The organism is Stenotrophomonas sp. SMYL89, from assembly GCF_036319985.1.
Lineage (GTDB): Bacteria > Pseudomonadota > Gammaproteobacteria > Xanthomonadales > Xanthomonadaceae > Stenotrophomonas > Stenotrophomonas maltophilia_Q.
This window is the reverse complement of the sequence record NZ_JAWIRW010000003.1, coordinates 118606-134247: the sequence shown is the minus strand read 5'-3', so window position 1 is coordinate 134247 and position 15642 is coordinate 118606. Positions and strand designations below refer to the sequence as shown.

Below are 15642 nucleotides of genomic sequence, written 5' to 3'. Positions count from 1 at the left end.
TCTTTCGAATCGCTGCCCTAGAGTCGGCCCAATCGCTTTCGAAACGCCCGGTGAACGGGTTGGGAGTCCGCGTGGAAAACTGCGTTCGTCGCTCGCCGCTGATGCTGGCCCTGTTGCCGGCATTGATGCTGGCGTCCATGCCGGCCCGGGCCGAGCCGGTCGGCAACCTGCGTTCGGTCAGCGCCAGCGACAGCCGCGATGGCGTGCGCGGCTGGGACCTGCAGACCGACAAGGGCGCGCGCATCCGTATCGAACTGCCGGCCACCGACATCATCCGCGTGCAGGCCGGCCGCAACGGCAAGCTGACCGGCGCCGGCGACAAGGCCGCGCCGATCGTGCTGCCGCAGCCCAAGACGAACGTGCAGGCGCAGCTGGAAGAAGACGCGCAGGAAATCCGCGTGCGTACCGATGCGCTGGTGCTGCATGTGCAGCGGCAGCCGCTGCGCATGCGCCTGGAACGTCTGGACAACGGCCAGCCCACCGCGCTGTGGCAGGAACTGCAGCCGCTGGACCTGGATGCCGCGCAGAGCGTGCAGGTGCTGTCCTCGCAGGCTGACGAAGGCTATTTCGGTGGCGGCCAGCAGAACGGCCGTTACCAGTTCAAGGGCCGCGAGCTGGACGTGTCCTACTCCGGCGGCTGGGAAGAGGGCGACCGTCCCAGCCCGGCACCCATGCTGCTGAGCAGCCGGGGCTGGGGCATGCTGCGCAATACCTGGAGCGATGGCAGCTACGACCTGCGCCAGCCCGACCAGGCCACGCTGCTGCACCGCGAAGACCGTTTCGACGCGTACTACTTCGTCGGCGCCGACCTGCCCAAGCTGATCGAGCGCTACACCCAGCTGACCGGCCGCCCGAACATGGTGGCGCGCTGGGCGCTGTCCTATGGCGATGCCGATTGCTACAACGACGGTGACAATGCCAAGAAGCCCGGCACCGTGCCCGAAGGCTGGAGTGACGGCCCGACCGGCACCACGCCGGATGTGATCGACTCGGTGGCCAAGCAGTACCGCGAGCACGACATGCCCGGTGGCTGGATCCTGCCCAACGATGGTTACGGCTGCGGTTACAAGCAGCTGCCGGAAACGGTGAAGGGGCTCGCCGGCTACGGTTTCCGCACCGGCCTGTGGACCGAGAACGGTGTCGACAAGATCGCCTGGGAAGTGGGCAAGGCCGGCAGCCGCGTGCAGAAGCTGGACGTGGCCTGGACCGGCAAGGGCTACCAGTTCGCGATGGACGCCAACCGCCAGGCGTTCAACGGCATCCTCGACAATTCCGATTCGCGCCCGTTCCTGTGGACGGTGATGGGCTGGGCCGGCATCCAGCGCTACGCTGTGGCCTGGACCGGCGACCAGAGCAGCAGCTGGGACTACATCCGCTGGCACGTGCCGACCCTGGTCGGTTCGGGCCTGTCCGGCATGGCCTATGCCAGCGGTGATGTGGATGCGATCTTCGGCGGCAGCGCCGAGACCTTCACCCGCGACCTGCAGTGGAAGGCGTTCACCCCGGTGCTGATGGGCATGAGCGGCTGGTCGTCGAACGCACGCAAGCACCCGTGGTGGTACGACGAGCCCTATCGCAGCATCAACCGCGATTACCTGAAGTTGAAGATGCGCCTGACCCCGTACATGTACGGGCTGGTGCACGAGGCCGCGCAGACCGGCGCGCCGCCGGTGCGTGGCCTGATGTGGGACAACCCGCGCGACCCGCACGCGCAGGATGAAACCTACAAGTACCAGTTCCTGCTCGGCCGCGACCTGCTGGTGGCGCCGGTGTACCGCAGCCAGGCCGCCAGTCGTGGCTGGCGTCGCGACATCCACCTGCCGGCCGGAGGCTGGATCGACTACTGGGATGGCCGCCGCGTGCAGGCCGGCGCCGACGGCCGCCAGCTCGACCGCCAGGTGGACCTGGCCACGCTGCCGGTATTCGTGCGTGCCGGTGCGATCCTGCCGATGTACCCGTCGATGCTGTTCGACGGCGAGAAACCGCTTGATGAAGTGACGTTCGACCTGTACCCGCAGGGCGACTCGCAGTACACGCTGTACGAAGACGACGGCAACACCCGCCGCTACCAGCAGGGCGAGTCGAGCACGCAGCGGATCCGCGTGCAGGCGCCGGCGCAGGGCAGTGGCCCGGTGCAGGTGCAGATCGATGCGGTGCAGGGCAGTTACAACGGCCAGCTGGCGCAGCGCCGCTACGGCCTGCGTGTGCTCAGCCGCCAGGCACCGCGTGCGGTGCAGGCCGGTGGCCGCGTGCTGCCGGTGCTGGCTGATGCCGCTGCGTTCAACGCTGCGGCTGAAGGCTGGTACTTCGATGCTGCCGAGCGTCGCGGCACCCTGCATGTGCGGACCGCCAGCCAGGACATCCGCCAGCCGCTGCAGCTGCAGCTGGACTTCGCGGTCGCCGCCGCCGCTGCCGACGATGCCTATCCGGCGGCACCGGTGCTCGGCCGCGAACTGCCGGCCGACAGCCTGCTGGTGGTCAACCGCCCGGCCGAAGAACCCGGCCACGCGCTGGAAAATGCCTTCGACGATGATCCCAACACCTGGTTCCGCAGCGTGCGCAACCAGGCCGTGCGCACCGGTGCGCATGAGTGGGTGATCGGGTTCGGTGAGCGGAAGATGATCGATGGCATCGACATCGCGCCGCGCAACGACAAGAACTGGAAGCACGGCCAGGTGCGTGACTACGAGGTGTACCTGGGCGACAGCAATGGCGAGTGGGGTGAGCCGATCGCACGTGGCCGCCTGCAGTTGAAGGAGGGCGTGCAGCGCATCGACTTCCCGGCCCATGCCGGCCGCCTGCTGCGCTTCCGCGTGCTGAGTGTGCAGAACCCCGAAGGCGACGGCGCCAGCAGCACCGACCCGATGGTCACCGCCGCGCAGGGCAGCGCCCGTGCCTTCGATGCGCTGCAGCCGCGCGACGTCGGCCCGATCGCATTGTCCACCTTCCACATCCTCGAACACCAGGAACCGGAGCGACCGGCCCGGCAGCGCTATCTCTCCGAGCTGCCGGTGCCGGCCGCGCTGGCCAGCCAGGTGCGCGCCGACCAGCCGTTCCGTGGCGATGCCGGCATGCGCATGAACGGCCTGCAGTTCCGCCGTGGCCTGGGCGTCGGCGCCAACAGCCGCATTGACCTGCGCCTGCAGGGCGGCTGGCACCTGCTGCGCGCCGACCTCGGCATTGACGACGCGTGCCGCAGCGCCGGCGGCCTGCAGTTCCAGGTCTGGGGTGACAACCGCCTGCTGTACGACAGCGGCCTGGTGAAGGCACCCGGCGTGGTCAAGCCGGAGCTGGACATCCGTGGCCTTTCCACCCTGAGCCTGCGCACGCTGGGTGCGCAGGGCAGCCAACCCGCCCAGGTCTGTGCCAACTGGGCCAACGCCGTGCTGATCGGCCAGGAGGGCGACTCCGCCAGCATCGTCGCCCCATGACCCCCTCGTAACACCGCTCCTCCCCCCGCCCATTCCGACTACGGCCCTCATGGCCGTGGCCCGGGAGCGTTTTGCCCGCCGAACGCCCACGCGCTCACTTATTGCGCTGCACCCCTGCCAGGAGAGAACCCCGATGTTGCCCGCACGCCACCACCGCCCCCCCTGTCGTTCGATCGCTCCGCTGTCGCTGGCCATCGCCGGCGTGCTGCTGTCGGTCGCCGTTCCTGCCTTCGCCCAGGAGAGCAAGGACAAGGCCACCGACCTGGCCCGCATCGAGGTCACCGGCTCGAACATCCGCCGCACCGACGTTGAAACCGCCTCGCCGGTGCAGGTGATCAGCAAGCAGGACATCCAGAACATGGGTGCGCGCACGCTGCTGCAGGTGCTGGACAACCTGCCGGCCGCCCGCCCGGCGCAGCAGGACGCGCGCTCGCTGTTCACCGGCTCCGACGGTGCCTCGCAGGCCAACCTGCGTGGCCTCGGCGCGCAGGGCACGCTGGTGCTGCTGAACGGTCGTCGCCTGTCGTACTACGGTGCACCGGCCGGCTTCCAGACCCAGTTCGTCAACATCGATGCGATTCCGGCTGCGGCCATCGAGCGCATGGAAGTGCTGACCGACGGCGCCTCGGCGGTGTACGGCACCGACGCGGTGGCCGGCGTGATCAACGTGATCACCAAGCGCAACTTCCAGGGTGCCGAGGTCAGCTTCACCAACGACACCTCTTCGCGCATCGACTCCTACGGCGAACGCCAGGCCAGCATCACCGCCGGCTTCGGTGACCTGGCCGAGAACCGCTTCAACATCTACGGCGCGGTGAACATGTACCGCCGCGACGCGATCCCGCTGAGCGATTTCTACGACAAGCGGCCCGACCAGTACTACGTCAACAATCCGAACTACCTCAACAACCTGCGCCTGGGCGTGGGCAGCAAGCCGGGTGAATTCAATCCGGGTACTTACTTCGCCTTCGATCCGGTCACCGGCCGCCGTGTGCAGGAAGCTGCGCCGGGTTGCAGGAACGTGCTGACCAGTGAAGCGGCCGGTCCGCGTTGCGTCTGGGAAACCTGGATGAACAACGAGATCGACGCCGGTGCCAAGTCCGAGCGCAACACCGCCTACCTCAACGGCACCTTCCTGGTCGGCGACAGCACCGAGATCTTCGCCGAGGCGACCTACACCGACATCGACCTGCGCGCCAACGGCGGTACGCCGCGCACCTACGGCACCACCACCGGCAACCCGACCAGCTGGTTCTCGCGCAATACCGGCAACACCGTCAACCAGTTCCTGTACCCGTTCCTGGGCCCGAACAACGAGTACAACCACGCCAGCCCGCAGATGAAGGCGATGATGGGCGGTGTGGTCGGCCTGAACTACCTGCTGCAGGATGCCGGCCCGAACTATTTCGGCCAGCGCAATACCGACAAGAGCTACCGCGTGCTGGCCGGTGCGCGTGGCAATCGGGGCGACTGGAACTGGGAAACCGCGTTCGCCAGCGCCGGCACCCACTCCACCACCTACCAGACGATCAACGTCAACACCAAGGGCTTCGAGAAGGCCTTCGGCCCGTACACGATCGATCCGGGCACCGGCCGCGTGATCATCTCCGACCATCCGGCGTACAAGTTCGGCGAGATCAGCGAAGCCAACGCCGCACTGATCCGTGAAGCGTTCCCGACCTTTGACATCCAGTCGTGGACTCGCCTGCACACCCTCGACGGCAAGATCGAAGGCCCGCTGTTCCAGCTGCCGGCCGGTGAGATGCGTGCGGCATTCGGCTTCAACGCCAGCCGCGAAACCTTCTACACGCCGGGTAACGCCGATGCAGCCAACGGCCTGATCACACAGCAGGGCGGCTCGTGGTTCGACGGTAAGCGCAACACCTACGCGCTGTTCGCCGAGACCGTGGCACCGATCACCGACAAGCTGGAGCTGGATGCTGCGGTGCGCGTGGACAAGTACCCGAACTTCAGCGCCAACGTGGCGCCGAAGATCGGCTTCAAGTACCAGGCGTTCGACCAGCTGATGCTGCGCGGTACCTATTCCACCGGCTTCCGCGCACCCAGCCTGGCCGAGTCCGGCAATGGTGGTGTATTCGCGCAGCTGGGTGGCTTCCGCGACGAGCTGCGCTGCAACGAGACCAACGCCATCGCCAACCTGTTGCTGAAGTCGCAGCGGCCGGGTGATGTCGACCTGGGCAAGAACATGCTGAACGTCGACTGCAGCCGCACCGTGGCCCGCATGACCCAGCCGAACAAGGACCTGAAGCCGGAGAAGGCGAAGATCGCCACCCTCGGCTTCGTGTACGAGCCGGCGAGCTGGCTGTCGGTGTCGGCCGACTACTGGTTCATCTACCGCAACAACGAAATCGTCGCGCCGGACTATCGCCGCATGGAAGACATCATCTCGATGTCGCGCTCGCCGATCACCGACAGTGACCGTGCCAACCTGGCCCAGCTGGCGGCGATGTGTGCCGATCCGGCCAGTGGCGTGAGCTGCCCGTCGGTGCTGCCGGGCTACTCGGCCGGCAACGTGGCCAGCGTGGTGGGCCAGTACAAGAACCGTGGCAAGACGCTGATCGACGGTTTCGACATCGATGCGCGCAGCCGCTTCTCGCTGGGTGACTGGGGCAACCTGAACATCGGCCTGGCCGCCACCATTGCCAACCGCAACCGCTTCTACATGGATGCGGAGAATGGCTGGTACTACGGCGACGTAGTGGGCTACTACAACAACCCGCGCCTGCGTGCCACGCTCAATGCCGACTGGACCTACAAGCAGGTCACCACCAGCATGTTCGTCAACTACGTGGGCGGCACCAAGTGGGCCACCGACCAGGTCGATGAAGTGAGCAACAACAAGGAAACCTGCACCGGCGGCTACCTGGCCCTGCAGAAGAGCAAGTGTGATGGTGCGCCGTCGTGGTGGACCGCCAACATGAGCGTCACCTGGCGCCCGGATGATGCCTGGAACCTGAGCTTCACCGTCAAGAACCTGTTCAATCGGCTGCCGTTCTACGATCCGAACAGCTTCCTGGGTGACTCCAGTGACTACGCAACCATCTTCGGCCGTGGTTACAGTGTGACCATCGGCTACCGTTTCAAGTAATTCCGTTTGCGTGACCTGGCGTGCCGGCTGCGGCCGGCACGCTGCCAAGAGGAGAGATGTTTGCCATGAAGCGTAGGGAATTCATCGCGGCCAGTGCCGCTGTCGCCGCCAGCAGCCTGCTGCCGCAGACCCCGGCCTGGGCGCGTGGCCGAAAGGTGCGCCTGGCCATGATCGGTACCGGCATGCGTGGCCTGGTGCTGCTGAAGGAGCTGGTGCGCCGCGACGACGTCGAGGTGGTCGCGCTGTGCGACATCGAACCGATCATGCTCGGCCGTGCCATGGACATGGTGGCCAAGGCCGGCAAGCCGGCTCCGAAGACCTACGGCCAGGACCGCGATACCAATGCCTGGAAGCGCCTGCTGGAACAGAAGGGCATCGATGGCGTGATCATCGCCACGCCGTGGGAATACCACGCGCCGATGGCGATTGCCGCGATGCAGGCCGGCGTGGCCGTGGGCTGCGAAGTGGTGGCCGGCATCACCCTGCAGGACCACTGGGATGTACTGAAGACCCAGCTGAGCACGGGCACCCCGTACATGCTGCTGGAGAACGTCTGCTACCGCCGCGACGTGATGGCCGCGCTGCAGATGGTGCGCCAGGGCCTGTTTGGCGAACTGGTGCACCTGCAGGCCGGTTACCAGCACGACCTGCGCGGCGTGAAGTTCAATTCCGGCGACCCGAACCAGCCCTACGACAGTGGCGTGGAATTCGGTCCCAAGGGCTGGAGCGAAGCACGCTGGCGCACCGAGCATTCGGTGCAGCGCAATGGCGAACTGTACCCCAGCCACGGCATTGGCCCGTGCGCGATGTACACCGGCATCAACCGTGGCAACCGCTTCACCCACATCAATGCATTCGCGACCAAGGCCCGCGGCCTGCACGAATACACCGTGGCCAAGAGTGGCGGCACCACCCACCCCAGCACCAAGGTCAAGTTCAAGCTGGGCGACATCGTCACCACCACGCTGGCCTGCGAGAACGGCGAGACCATCCTGCTGCAGCACGACACTTCGCTGCCGCGCCCGTACTCGATGGGCTTCCGCGTGCAGGGCACCAAGGGCCTGTGGATGGATGTGAACCACTCGATCCACATCGAAGGCCGCAGCCCGCCGCACCAGTGGGAAGAGTTCAAGAAGTACCAGGACGAGTACGAGCACCCGCTGTGGAAGCAGAATGCCGATACCGCCGCCAGTGCCGGCCACGGTGGCATGGACTGGTTCGTCATCCATGCGTTTGTTGAAGCGCTGAAGGCCAAGGCGCCGATGCCGATCGACATCTACGACGCGGTGACGTGGAGCGCGATCACGCCGTTGAGCGAGCAGTCGATCGCCAACAGTTTCCAGACGCTGGAGTTCCCGGACTTTACTGCTGGTGCGTGGAAGCAGCGCAAGCCGATCTTTGCGTTCGACGGCAGGTACTGACCCGTACTTATAGAGTCGAGCTATGCTCGACTGGCGTGAAGGCAACGCCGGGCACTGCCTGGCGTTGCTGCCCTGCAATGGCAAGCCGTTACCGCGACACCTTGATCTGCGTCAGCCGTCCCCCGGACGCCCTGGCATGCGGTACGCGGAACATTGCACCCGGTTGCACGAGTTCGGCCTGCTGCATCATCTTTGGCCACCACTCCAGAAGACGTGCTGCGCGCTCGTAGTGGTTGAACGTGCTCCAACCTTTGGCCAGCACGAATACAGTCAGGCCGAGGCGTGCGATGGCCTCGCGCTCTGCAGGCCTGCGATGATGATGATCCTGGGTAACGTGCACGCGGATGCCACGCTGGGTGGCCGCTTCGAAGAGTTCGAGGTCGGTCGTGCCGGGCTTCACGAACTCCCTTACGTGGCAGACTTCGTGCTGGTACGTTCCTGCAATGGCGTCGATGGCCCGAGCCAGCGCGGGCGGAAGATTCTCATCGATCTGCGCCTTCAAGGCGCGGCTCGATTCTCGAACTGCAGTGCTTTCTTCACCGCAGTCAGAGGCAGGTCATACAGCTTGGCCACGCGACGCTCGTCGCCACCTTCGGCGCGCAGCGCCTCAACAATGGCGATGGTAGGAACCCCCGATTCGGAAAGGATGGGCTGACCAAAACTGCGCTGGGGATCAAACACCACCGCGCGGGAGCCCTTCAGTGGAAACCATCGTTCGGCACGATCATCGATGCCCAGTTCGATGCCGTCACGCAGTGAAGGTGCGATGACCTTGCGCATCACGTCCTGGCGCTTCACCACATCCACCAAGGCGGCATCGCCGCTGTCGCCCACGAGCTCCATGAAAATGCGGCGCCCATCGGTCTTGAAGCTGGTGCTGGTGAAGGGGTACTCCTTACCGAGCCGCTCGTTCAGCTCTACGATGGTTCGCCGTACCAGGTTGAGTGGCACGCCACATGCGACGAATGTGCGGACGAAGCGCAGCTCGATCAGATCGCGAAAGCCAATGCCATCGATCTCTGAATCGGCCCATTGCGACTTCCACAGGGGAGGGTGGGCTTCCGGATTCCCGTGCTTCCGGCCCTGGTAGCCCTTCAGCCACCGGCGCAGTTCCGATGAGCTGCCACCAATGAAGCGCGCGGCATCGGCGTAGGAATAGAGACCGACGCCGAGGCTGTCCCGTGCTGGCAAGGCGATACCCATGGCAGTGAGTCTACTCAATCCGAATGGAGCTGGAGTACAGAGCCACATTCTGCGCCCCGCAGGACTCATGAAATGAGAACGGGGACGTGCGTGGGCGAATCTGCCCGGTGATTGGCAGGCCGATGCCGACAAGGAAATGGCGCGCCCGGAGGGATTCGAACCCCCGACCAATGGCTTCGGAAGCCACTACTCTATCCGGCTGAGCTACGGGCGCGTTGTAGAACCGCCGCGCCGTCGGCCAGTGCCGGGGCGGGCATCGCAGCGCCATGAGGCGGTGCGGGACCGGCATTCTATCCAGTTTCGCCGAACAAATCTCCCCCCACGGGCAAAGCCCTGCCGGAGGGGCAGGAGTATCCTATCGGCATGGCTGATACCCCCCTCACTTCGCCGCAGTCGCCGGCGACGCCGCGTTGGCGGCATTACTGGAGTCTGATGCGCGCTGATCGCCCGATCGGCACGCTGCTACTGCTGTGGCCCACCTGGTGGGCGTTGTGGCTGGCCGCGGGCGGCCTGCCGCCGCTGTGGCCGCTGTTCGTGTTCACCGCCGGCGTGTGGCTGACCCGCTCGGCCGGTTGCGTCATCAACGACTACGCCGACCGCTGGCTCGACCCGCATGTGGAGCGCACCAAGGCGCGCCCGCTCGCGACCGGCGCGATCAGTGGCCGCGCCGCGCTGGCCCTGTTCGCGGTACTGATGCTGGTGGCGTTCGGCCTGGTGCTGACCCTGAACGGGCTGACCATCGGCCTCAGCTTCATCGGCGTGTTCCTCGCCGCCAGCTACCCGTACCTGAAGCGCTACACCCACCTGCCGCAGGTCTACCTGGGCATGTCGTTCGGCTGGGGCATCCCGATGGCGTTTGCCGCCGTGCAGGGCGAAGTGCCGATGCTGGGCTGGCTGCTGTACGCCGGCAACATCCTGTGGTCCACCGCCTACGACACCTGGTATGCCATGGTCGACCGCGAGGACGACCTGAAGATGGGCTCGCACTCCACCGCGATCCTGTTCGGCGACCTGGACCTGGTCATCCAGGGCGTGCTGTACGCGCTGTTCCTGGCCACCATGGCGCTGGTTGGCGTGCGCGGCGGGCTGGGCGGTTACTACCTGGCTGGCGTGGCCGTGGCCACGGTGCTGGTGGTCTACGAGTTCTGGATCTGCCGCACCCGCGAGCGCGGTCCGTGCTTCAAGGCGTTCCTGCACAACAACTGGGTGGGCGCCGCGCTGTTTGCCGGCATCGCCGTGGACCTGGCGCTGCGTTGAGAAGCGCAGCCGAGCGTAGGCTCGGCTCTACAGCTGACAGTGCTTCTGTAGCGCCCGAGCCCATGCTCGGGCGGCGGCGCACAGCGCCGGGCCTTCCGCCACCTACGACCAATAGGTGGCAGACAGCCCGCACCCTACCGCCCAGAATCGGGCCATCGAACCTGGGAGGGTAGGCGATGGCCTCGACGGCAGCAGTACAGGACGGCTGGATGGCGCGCGCAGCGCTGCGCTCGGCCGCCTGGGCGGAAAAGTGGTTCCCCGACGCGTATGTGTTCGCGGTGCTGGGCGTGGTCATCGTCGCGCTGGCCGCGATGAGCTTCGGTTCGACTCCGCAGGCCACCGCCAGCGCCTTCGGTGACGGCTTCTGGAGCCTGATCCCCTTCACCATGCAGATGGCCTTCGTGGTCATCGGTGGCTACGCCGTGGCGACCGCACCAGTGGTCGCGCGCTTCATCGACTTCCTGGCCCGGGTGCCGCGCACCGGCCGTGGTGCGGTGGTGTACGTGGGCCTGGTCAGTATGCTCGCCTCGCTGCTCAGCTGGGGCTTCTCGCTGGTGTTCGGCGGCCTGCTGGTGCGCGCGCTGGCCCGCCGCATCGAACTGCGCATGGACTACCGCGCGGCCGGTGCTTCGGCCTACCTCGGCCTGGGCGCGGTGTGGGCGATGGGCCTGAGCTCGTCGGCCGCGCAGCTGCAGGCCAACCCTGCCAGCATGCCGCCGGGGCTGGTCGAGATCACCGGCGTACTGCCGTTCACCGAAACCATTTTCCTGTGGCAGTCGATCGCACTGACCGCGGTGCTGATCCTGGTCTCGCTGCTGATCGCCTGGTTGACCGCACCGGCCGCCGGCAGCGCCCGCACCGCTGAAGACTTCCCCGGCGCCGCGCAGGCCGAGCCGGAGCCGCTGCAGCGCCGCACGCGCCCGGGCGAATGGCTGGAATACAGCCCGCTGCTGACCGTACTGCTCTCGCTGCTGGCGTTCGGCTGGCTGTTCAACGAGTTTGCCAACAAGCCGGTGGTCACCGCCATCGCCAACCTCAACACCTACAACTTCCTGTTCATTTCGCTGGGCCTGCTGTTGCACTGGCGCCCGCGCAGCTTCCTCAACGCGGTGGCCAAGGCGGTGCCCAGCACCACCGGCGTGCTGATCCAGTTCCCGCTGTACGGTGGCATCGCGATGATCCTCACCCACGCTGCCGGTGGCGACGGGCAGACACTGGCGCACCGGCTGTCGAGCCTGTTCGTGCACGTGGCCAGCACCGATACCTTCGCGCTGGTGATGGGCGTTTATTCGGCGGTGCTCGGCTTCTTCGTGCCCTCCGGTGGTGGCAAGTGGATCATCGAGGCGCCGTACGTGATGCAGGCCGCCAACGAACTGAAGGCACACCTGGGCTGGGCGGTGCAGGTCTACAACGCGGCCGAAGCGCTGCCGAACCTGATCAATCCGTTCTGGATGCTGCCGCTGCTGGGCGTGCTGGGCCTGAAGGCACGCGACATCGTCGGCTTCACCTTCATCCAGCTGCTGGTGCACATTCCGCTGGTGCTGGGCCTGCTGTGGCTGCTGGGCATGACCCTGGCGTATGTGCCGCCGGTGATGCCCTGAATGCTGGGCTGGCTTGCCTGCGTGAGTTGGGAAGCCAGCCTCCTTCCGCGCGTGTTTCCGGCTGAGAACGCCATGAATGCGCGCCATGCTGACTACTGCATGAGCACATGCCGAACCCGCATGAATCCTTCAGATGCTTGCGCCACAAGGGTTTCTGCGCGTTCATTGACAGGCGTACACACAGATGTAGCCGCCCACCCACGCGTGATTAACCATTCGCTGCAGACGATGGCCACGTCCACCGCATTCCGCGAGTGGCTTTGGAGATCGGACATGGCACAGCAGAACCAGAACCCGAACCAGAAGCAGCAGGGCCAGCAGAACCAGCAGGATCAGCAGCAGGGTCGTGGCCGCGACCAGCAGCAGCAACAGCAGCAGGAACAGCAGCAGCGCAACCAACGCAACCAGCAGCAGGGTGGGCAGGACGAGGAAGAGTGACCTCGCTACCCCCTCCGGTGATGCGAAGCCCCGCCCCGTGCGGGGCTTTGCTTATTCCAGCACGCCGACACGCTGCAGCACCGGCGCCGCCGACATGTCGTTGGGATTGGTGCCAGGCTGGTCCTGCGGCACGTCCATGCCCATCCCACGATACAGGTCGACCCAGTGCTGGGCGATCTCTCCAGTCTGCGGGTTGCGGAAATTCATCGGCTGCAATGCGAACACATGGTGCGCGCGGAAGGCGCGTTCGATGAAGTCCGAGCAGTAGTAGCTGTCCTCGTTCAATACATACGACGTGTTGTACGGCTTGCCCAGCATCGTGCGCGCGGTGGCGACGGCGTCCTTGATCGCGTCCCGCTGCGGCGCGCGCAGGCGATAGACCACGACCTGCCGCTGCTTGGCACGCGCGTCCTGGCGGAACTCGGCCAGCGACTGCCGGCGCGACCCCTTCTCGTCCGCGTGCAGCACCTCCCAGCCTTTCGGCGCCGAGGCCACCAGTGCTACGTGATCGAAGCTGGTCGAACCCTGCTTGCCGGTGGCATCGTCGATGGCCGCGCTCAGGCCGCTGCGGCCGGCGGTGACAAACAGCAGGTCGCCTTCGTGGACATCGACGGCCCTCGCCACGCCCGGCCACAGGGCGGGCAGCAGCAGGCCGATCAGGAGCAGGAGGCGATGCATGGACAGTCTCGGACAGGCGGAGTGCCGGAATTGTAGGGTGCGCGCTAGCATGGAGCGACCGGACTGGATTCAGGATGAGCCCATGCGTCGATACCCCTCTCCCGTCATGCTGATGCTTGCCTGCAGCATGGTAGTCGCGGCCTGCAAGCCCGCGCCGCAGGCCATGCCCATCGATCCCGCACCCGCTGAGCCTGTGCCGGCCACTACGCCTGCGGTGATCACGCTGGCCCCGGCACCCGCGCGCAGCGAATGCCCTTACCCGGAATTCGACGCCTTCCTGAAGCACTTCGGCAATGAGATCACGCTGCAGGAAAAGGCCACCGCCGACCCGCTGCTGGACAGCTATATCGATGCCGAGGCCGAGCCGGAACCACGCAAGGTGGAAAGCCGGCTGGCGTTGGCCGACGTCGAGTGGCCGGTGATGCCGGATCCTGCCGCACTGGCTGGGCAGGGCCGCGAGCTGCAGGTCAACGCGCTGGCCGATGGGCAGCGCCAGGTGCAGATCCGCACCCCGGACAGCAGCGACCAGCAGACCTATACCTTCGCGCAGACACCTTGCTGGACCTTGGTCAAGCGTGAGGATGAGTCGATCTGAGACCCGATCCGGCACAGGCAGGATGGGGGAGCGGCTGCTAGGCTCGAGGCCTGACCCAGGCAGGGAGAGGCCGATGCAGATTCGCAGGATGCGTACTACCACCGCCATTGCCGCACTGCTGGCGATGGTGCCTTTCAGCGGCCTGCGCGCGGAGTCGCTGCACGCCGACGATCGCGCCTACTTCGCCAGCGCCACGGCCGAACAGACCGCGCGTGATGCGTTGGGCAGGCAGCTGGAGGCCCTGCAGCATGCTGCGGGCATCGCACCCGCGGAACGTTTCCAGCAGGCCGAAACCATGGAGGCGCGGTGCCTGCGTCACCACAGCTACCTGCACCTGCAGGCTGCCCGCAATGCGCGCGATCATCGACCGGCACAGGCGCTGGACCAGATGATGGGGCTGTGCAGCCGCATCGCCCGTACCGGTCGCGCCGCGCTGCGCGAGGCGCCTGCGGACGCGGCCTGGGCCGCACCGTATGCCTTCCTGCGCACGCGCGCATTGAAGGAGGCCGCCGCCCCAGCCAATGCCACGCTGGATGAAGCGGTGGATGCATTGGCTGATCCGGCGCTGGACAGTTTCGCGCGCCTGCGCGGGCAGATCCTGCGCACGGCCGAGTACCCGCAGGTCGAGCGCGATGGGCGGCATTGGGATGCGGGGCGTGACAGGCAGGCGCTGGCCCGGCATCCAGATCGCGTTGTGCGCGAGGCGGGATGGAAGGGGTACTGGCAGGGCCTGCAATCGCGCCGCGAGCCGATGGCCTCGGTGCTGCTGGGCCTGGTGCAGGTGAACGATGCGACCGCGCGTCTGCAGGGGCAGGGCTCCGCGCCGGCGCGGGGCTATCAGCACATGGGCCTGGATGCAGCGACGGTGGACGCCACGTTGCGGGCGATCGAACAGCATGCAGGGGATCGCCGCGCCTACCAGGACATGCTGCTGCGCCACGCGGTGCACTCCGGCATCGATGCACCGCAGATCTGGGATACCACGGTACCCGACGCCGGGTACACGCCGCCGGTGCTGACACTGGCGCAGCTGCGCGACAACGCCGCAGAAGCGATGCAGGGGCTCGGGCCGGCGTACGTCGCCGAACTGCGTGCGCTGCTTGATCCGGCCAACCACCGCATGGACCTGGCCACCGAACGTGGTGAGCGCAGCCAGGATGCATTCCCGTTGAACGCACCCGGCGCGCCGGCGATGCTGTTCGTTGGTGTGCGCAGCGGTGATCTGGAAAGCGATGTCGAGATCGCCCATGAAGCCGGCCATGCCCTGCACGGCGAGTGGATGCAGCGTGGCCATGCCTCGCCGTTGCAGCGCAATGGCAGCCCATGGCTGACCGAGGCGTTCGCCATCTACAACGAGCTGCGTTTCCGCGACCAGCTGTACCAGCAGGCACAGGACCCGCGTGCAAAGGCCTACTACCTGAAGTCGCTGCTGGACGACCTGGTGCTGCAGCTGTTCACTTCATCGGAGGAGGCGCAGCTGGAGCAGTCGATCTATCGGGGCGTGGCCGACAACACGCTGGGTACCGCCGATGACCTCGATGTACTGACCGACCAGGTGCTGGCGCGCTTCGGCCAGCAACCGGAGCGCTACCCGCAGCTGCGCAACAGCTGGATCGGCAAGCGCCTGATGTATGACGACCCGAACTATCTGGTGAACTACCTGTATGCGGGACTGCTGGCGGTGCAGCTCTACGTGCAGGACCAGCGCGACCCGGAGAGTTTCCGCCAGCGCTATCTCGCTGTGCTTGGCGAAGGCTTTGATCGCGCGCCGAACGAGCAGGTGGCGCAGCTGCTGGGGCACGCACCGGACTGGCCGGCCATGGTGGAGGCCGATCTGCAGGTGTTCAACCAAGCGGTTGCGCAGTTGCAGGCGCTGCATGTGCAGATCGAGGCAGGGCAGGGCACATGA

General features: G+C 66.3%; 11 protein-coding genes and 1 tRNA gene. 8 read left to right on the top strand and 4 right to left on the bottom strand.

All coding sequences use genetic code 11. From position 1 onward, the window contains the following. Positions 1-71: 71 nt before the first annotated feature. The 3 genes from V3B41_RS05090 (at position 72) to V3B41_RS05080 (ending at position 7961) form a co-directional block, all read left to right on the top strand. Positions 72-3431 (top strand): TIM-barrel domain-containing protein, encoded by a 3360-nt coding sequence (locus tag V3B41_RS05090; RefSeq protein WP_329860304.1) that lies wholly within the window; start codon positions 72-74, stop codon positions 3429-3431. Between the two features lie 133 nt (positions 3432-3564). Beyond that, a complete protein-coding gene (locus V3B41_RS05085; protein WP_005414779.1) occupies positions 3565-6540 on the top strand; it encodes a TonB-dependent receptor in 2976 nt (991 codons plus the stop codon). 65 nt (positions 6541-6605) lie between these two features. Beyond that, positions 6606-7961, top strand: coding sequence for a Gfo/Idh/MocA family oxidoreductase (locus V3B41_RS05080; RefSeq protein ID WP_197650190.1), 1356 nt, complete (start codon positions 6606-6608; stop codon positions 7959-7961). Between the two features lie 88 nt (positions 7962-8049). Here V3B41_RS05080 and V3B41_RS05075 read toward each other — a convergent pair whose 3' ends face one another. The 3 genes from V3B41_RS05075 to V3B41_RS05065 form a co-directional block, all read right to left on the bottom strand. Continuing rightward, positions 8050-8463: a DUF5615 family PIN-like protein gene (locus tag V3B41_RS05075; RefSeq protein ID WP_049431911.1), complete on the bottom strand. Its 414-nt coding sequence runs from the start codon at positions 8461-8463 to the stop codon at positions 8050-8052. Beyond that, positions 8460-9164, bottom strand: a complete 705-nt coding sequence (locus tag V3B41_RS05070; protein WP_049431914.1) for a DUF433 domain-containing protein — start codon at positions 9162-9164, stop codon at positions 8460-8462. The genes V3B41_RS05075 and V3B41_RS05070 overlap by 4 nt, the downstream gene beginning before the upstream one ends. Positions 9165-9301: 137 nt before the next feature. After that, a tRNA-Arg gene (locus tag V3B41_RS05065) sits at positions 9302-9378 on the bottom strand. Between the two features lie 149 nt (positions 9379-9527). Between V3B41_RS05065 and ubiA the strand changes: the two genes are divergently transcribed. From ubiA to V3B41_RS05050, 3 genes are all read left to right on the top strand, one after another. Beyond that, positions 9528-10421 carry a 4-hydroxybenzoate octaprenyltransferase gene (gene ubiA / locus V3B41_RS05060; RefSeq protein WP_329860300.1) on the top strand — a complete coding sequence of 298 codons (894 nt, stop codon included), beginning with the start codon at positions 9528-9530 and terminating at the stop codon, positions 10419-10421. Positions 10422-10597: 176 nt separating this feature from the next. Continuing rightward, positions 10598-12022: a TIGR00366 family protein gene (locus tag V3B41_RS05055; protein WP_295547462.1), complete on the top strand. Its 1425-nt coding sequence runs from the start codon at positions 10598-10600 to the stop codon at positions 12020-12022. A gap of 273 nt (positions 12023-12295) precedes the next feature. Next, positions 12296-12460, top strand: coding sequence for a hypothetical protein (locus V3B41_RS05050; RefSeq protein ID WP_005414774.1), 165 nt, complete (start codon positions 12296-12298; stop codon positions 12458-12460). A gap of 51 nt (positions 12461-12511) precedes the next feature. On the opposite strand, the gene V3B41_RS05045 is transcribed toward V3B41_RS05050, so the two are convergent. Further along, positions 12512-13138, bottom strand: coding sequence for a YiiX/YebB-like N1pC/P60 family cysteine hydrolase (locus V3B41_RS05045; protein WP_049431922.1), 627 nt, complete (start codon positions 13136-13138; stop codon positions 12512-12514). Positions 13139-13220: 82 nt separating this feature from the next. Between V3B41_RS05045 and V3B41_RS05040 the strand changes: the two genes are divergently transcribed. Then, complete coding sequence (locus V3B41_RS05040) at positions 13221-13733, top strand: hypothetical protein (protein WP_197619459.1); 513 nt, start codon at positions 13221-13223, stop codon at positions 13731-13733. 73 nt (positions 13734-13806) lie between these two features. After that, complete coding sequence (locus V3B41_RS05035) at positions 13807-15642, top strand: M3 family metallopeptidase (RefSeq protein WP_197619461.1); 1836 nt, start codon at positions 13807-13809, stop codon at positions 15640-15642.

Bases quoted from the DNA above. Each gene is read 5' to 3' on its own strand.
- V3B41_RS05045 (WP_049431922.1), bottom strand. From the start codon at position 13,138: ATGCATCGCCTCCTGCTCCTGATCGGCCTGCTGCTGCCCGCCCTGTGG.
- V3B41_RS05070 (WP_049431914.1), bottom strand. From the start codon at position 9,164: ATGGGTATCGCCTTGCCAGCACGGGACAGCCTCGGCGTCGGTCTCTAT.
- V3B41_RS05085 (WP_005414779.1), top strand. From the start codon at position 3,565: ATGTTGCCCGCACGCCACCACCGCCCCCCCTGTCGTTCGATCGCTCCG.
- V3B41_RS05040 (WP_197619459.1), top strand. From the start codon at position 13,221: ATGCGTCGATACCCCTCTCCCGTCATGCTGATGCTTGCCTGCAGCATG.
- V3B41_RS05050 (WP_005414774.1), top strand. From the start codon at position 12,296: ATGGCACAGCAGAACCAGAACCCGAACCAGAAGCAGCAGGGCCAGCAG.
- V3B41_RS05080 (WP_197650190.1), top strand. From the start codon at position 6,606: ATGAAGCGTAGGGAATTCATCGCGGCCAGTGCCGCTGTCGCCGCCAGC.
- V3B41_RS05055 (WP_295547462.1), top strand. From the start codon at position 10,598: ATGGCCTCGACGGCAGCAGTACAGGACGGCTGGATGGCGCGCGCAGCG.
- V3B41_RS05035 (WP_197619461.1), top strand. From the start codon at position 13,807: ATGCAGATTCGCAGGATGCGTACTACCACCGCCATTGCCGCACTGCTG.
- ubiA (WP_329860300.1), top strand. From the start codon at position 9,528: ATGGCTGATACCCCCCTCACTTCGCCGCAGTCGCCGGCGACGCCGCGT.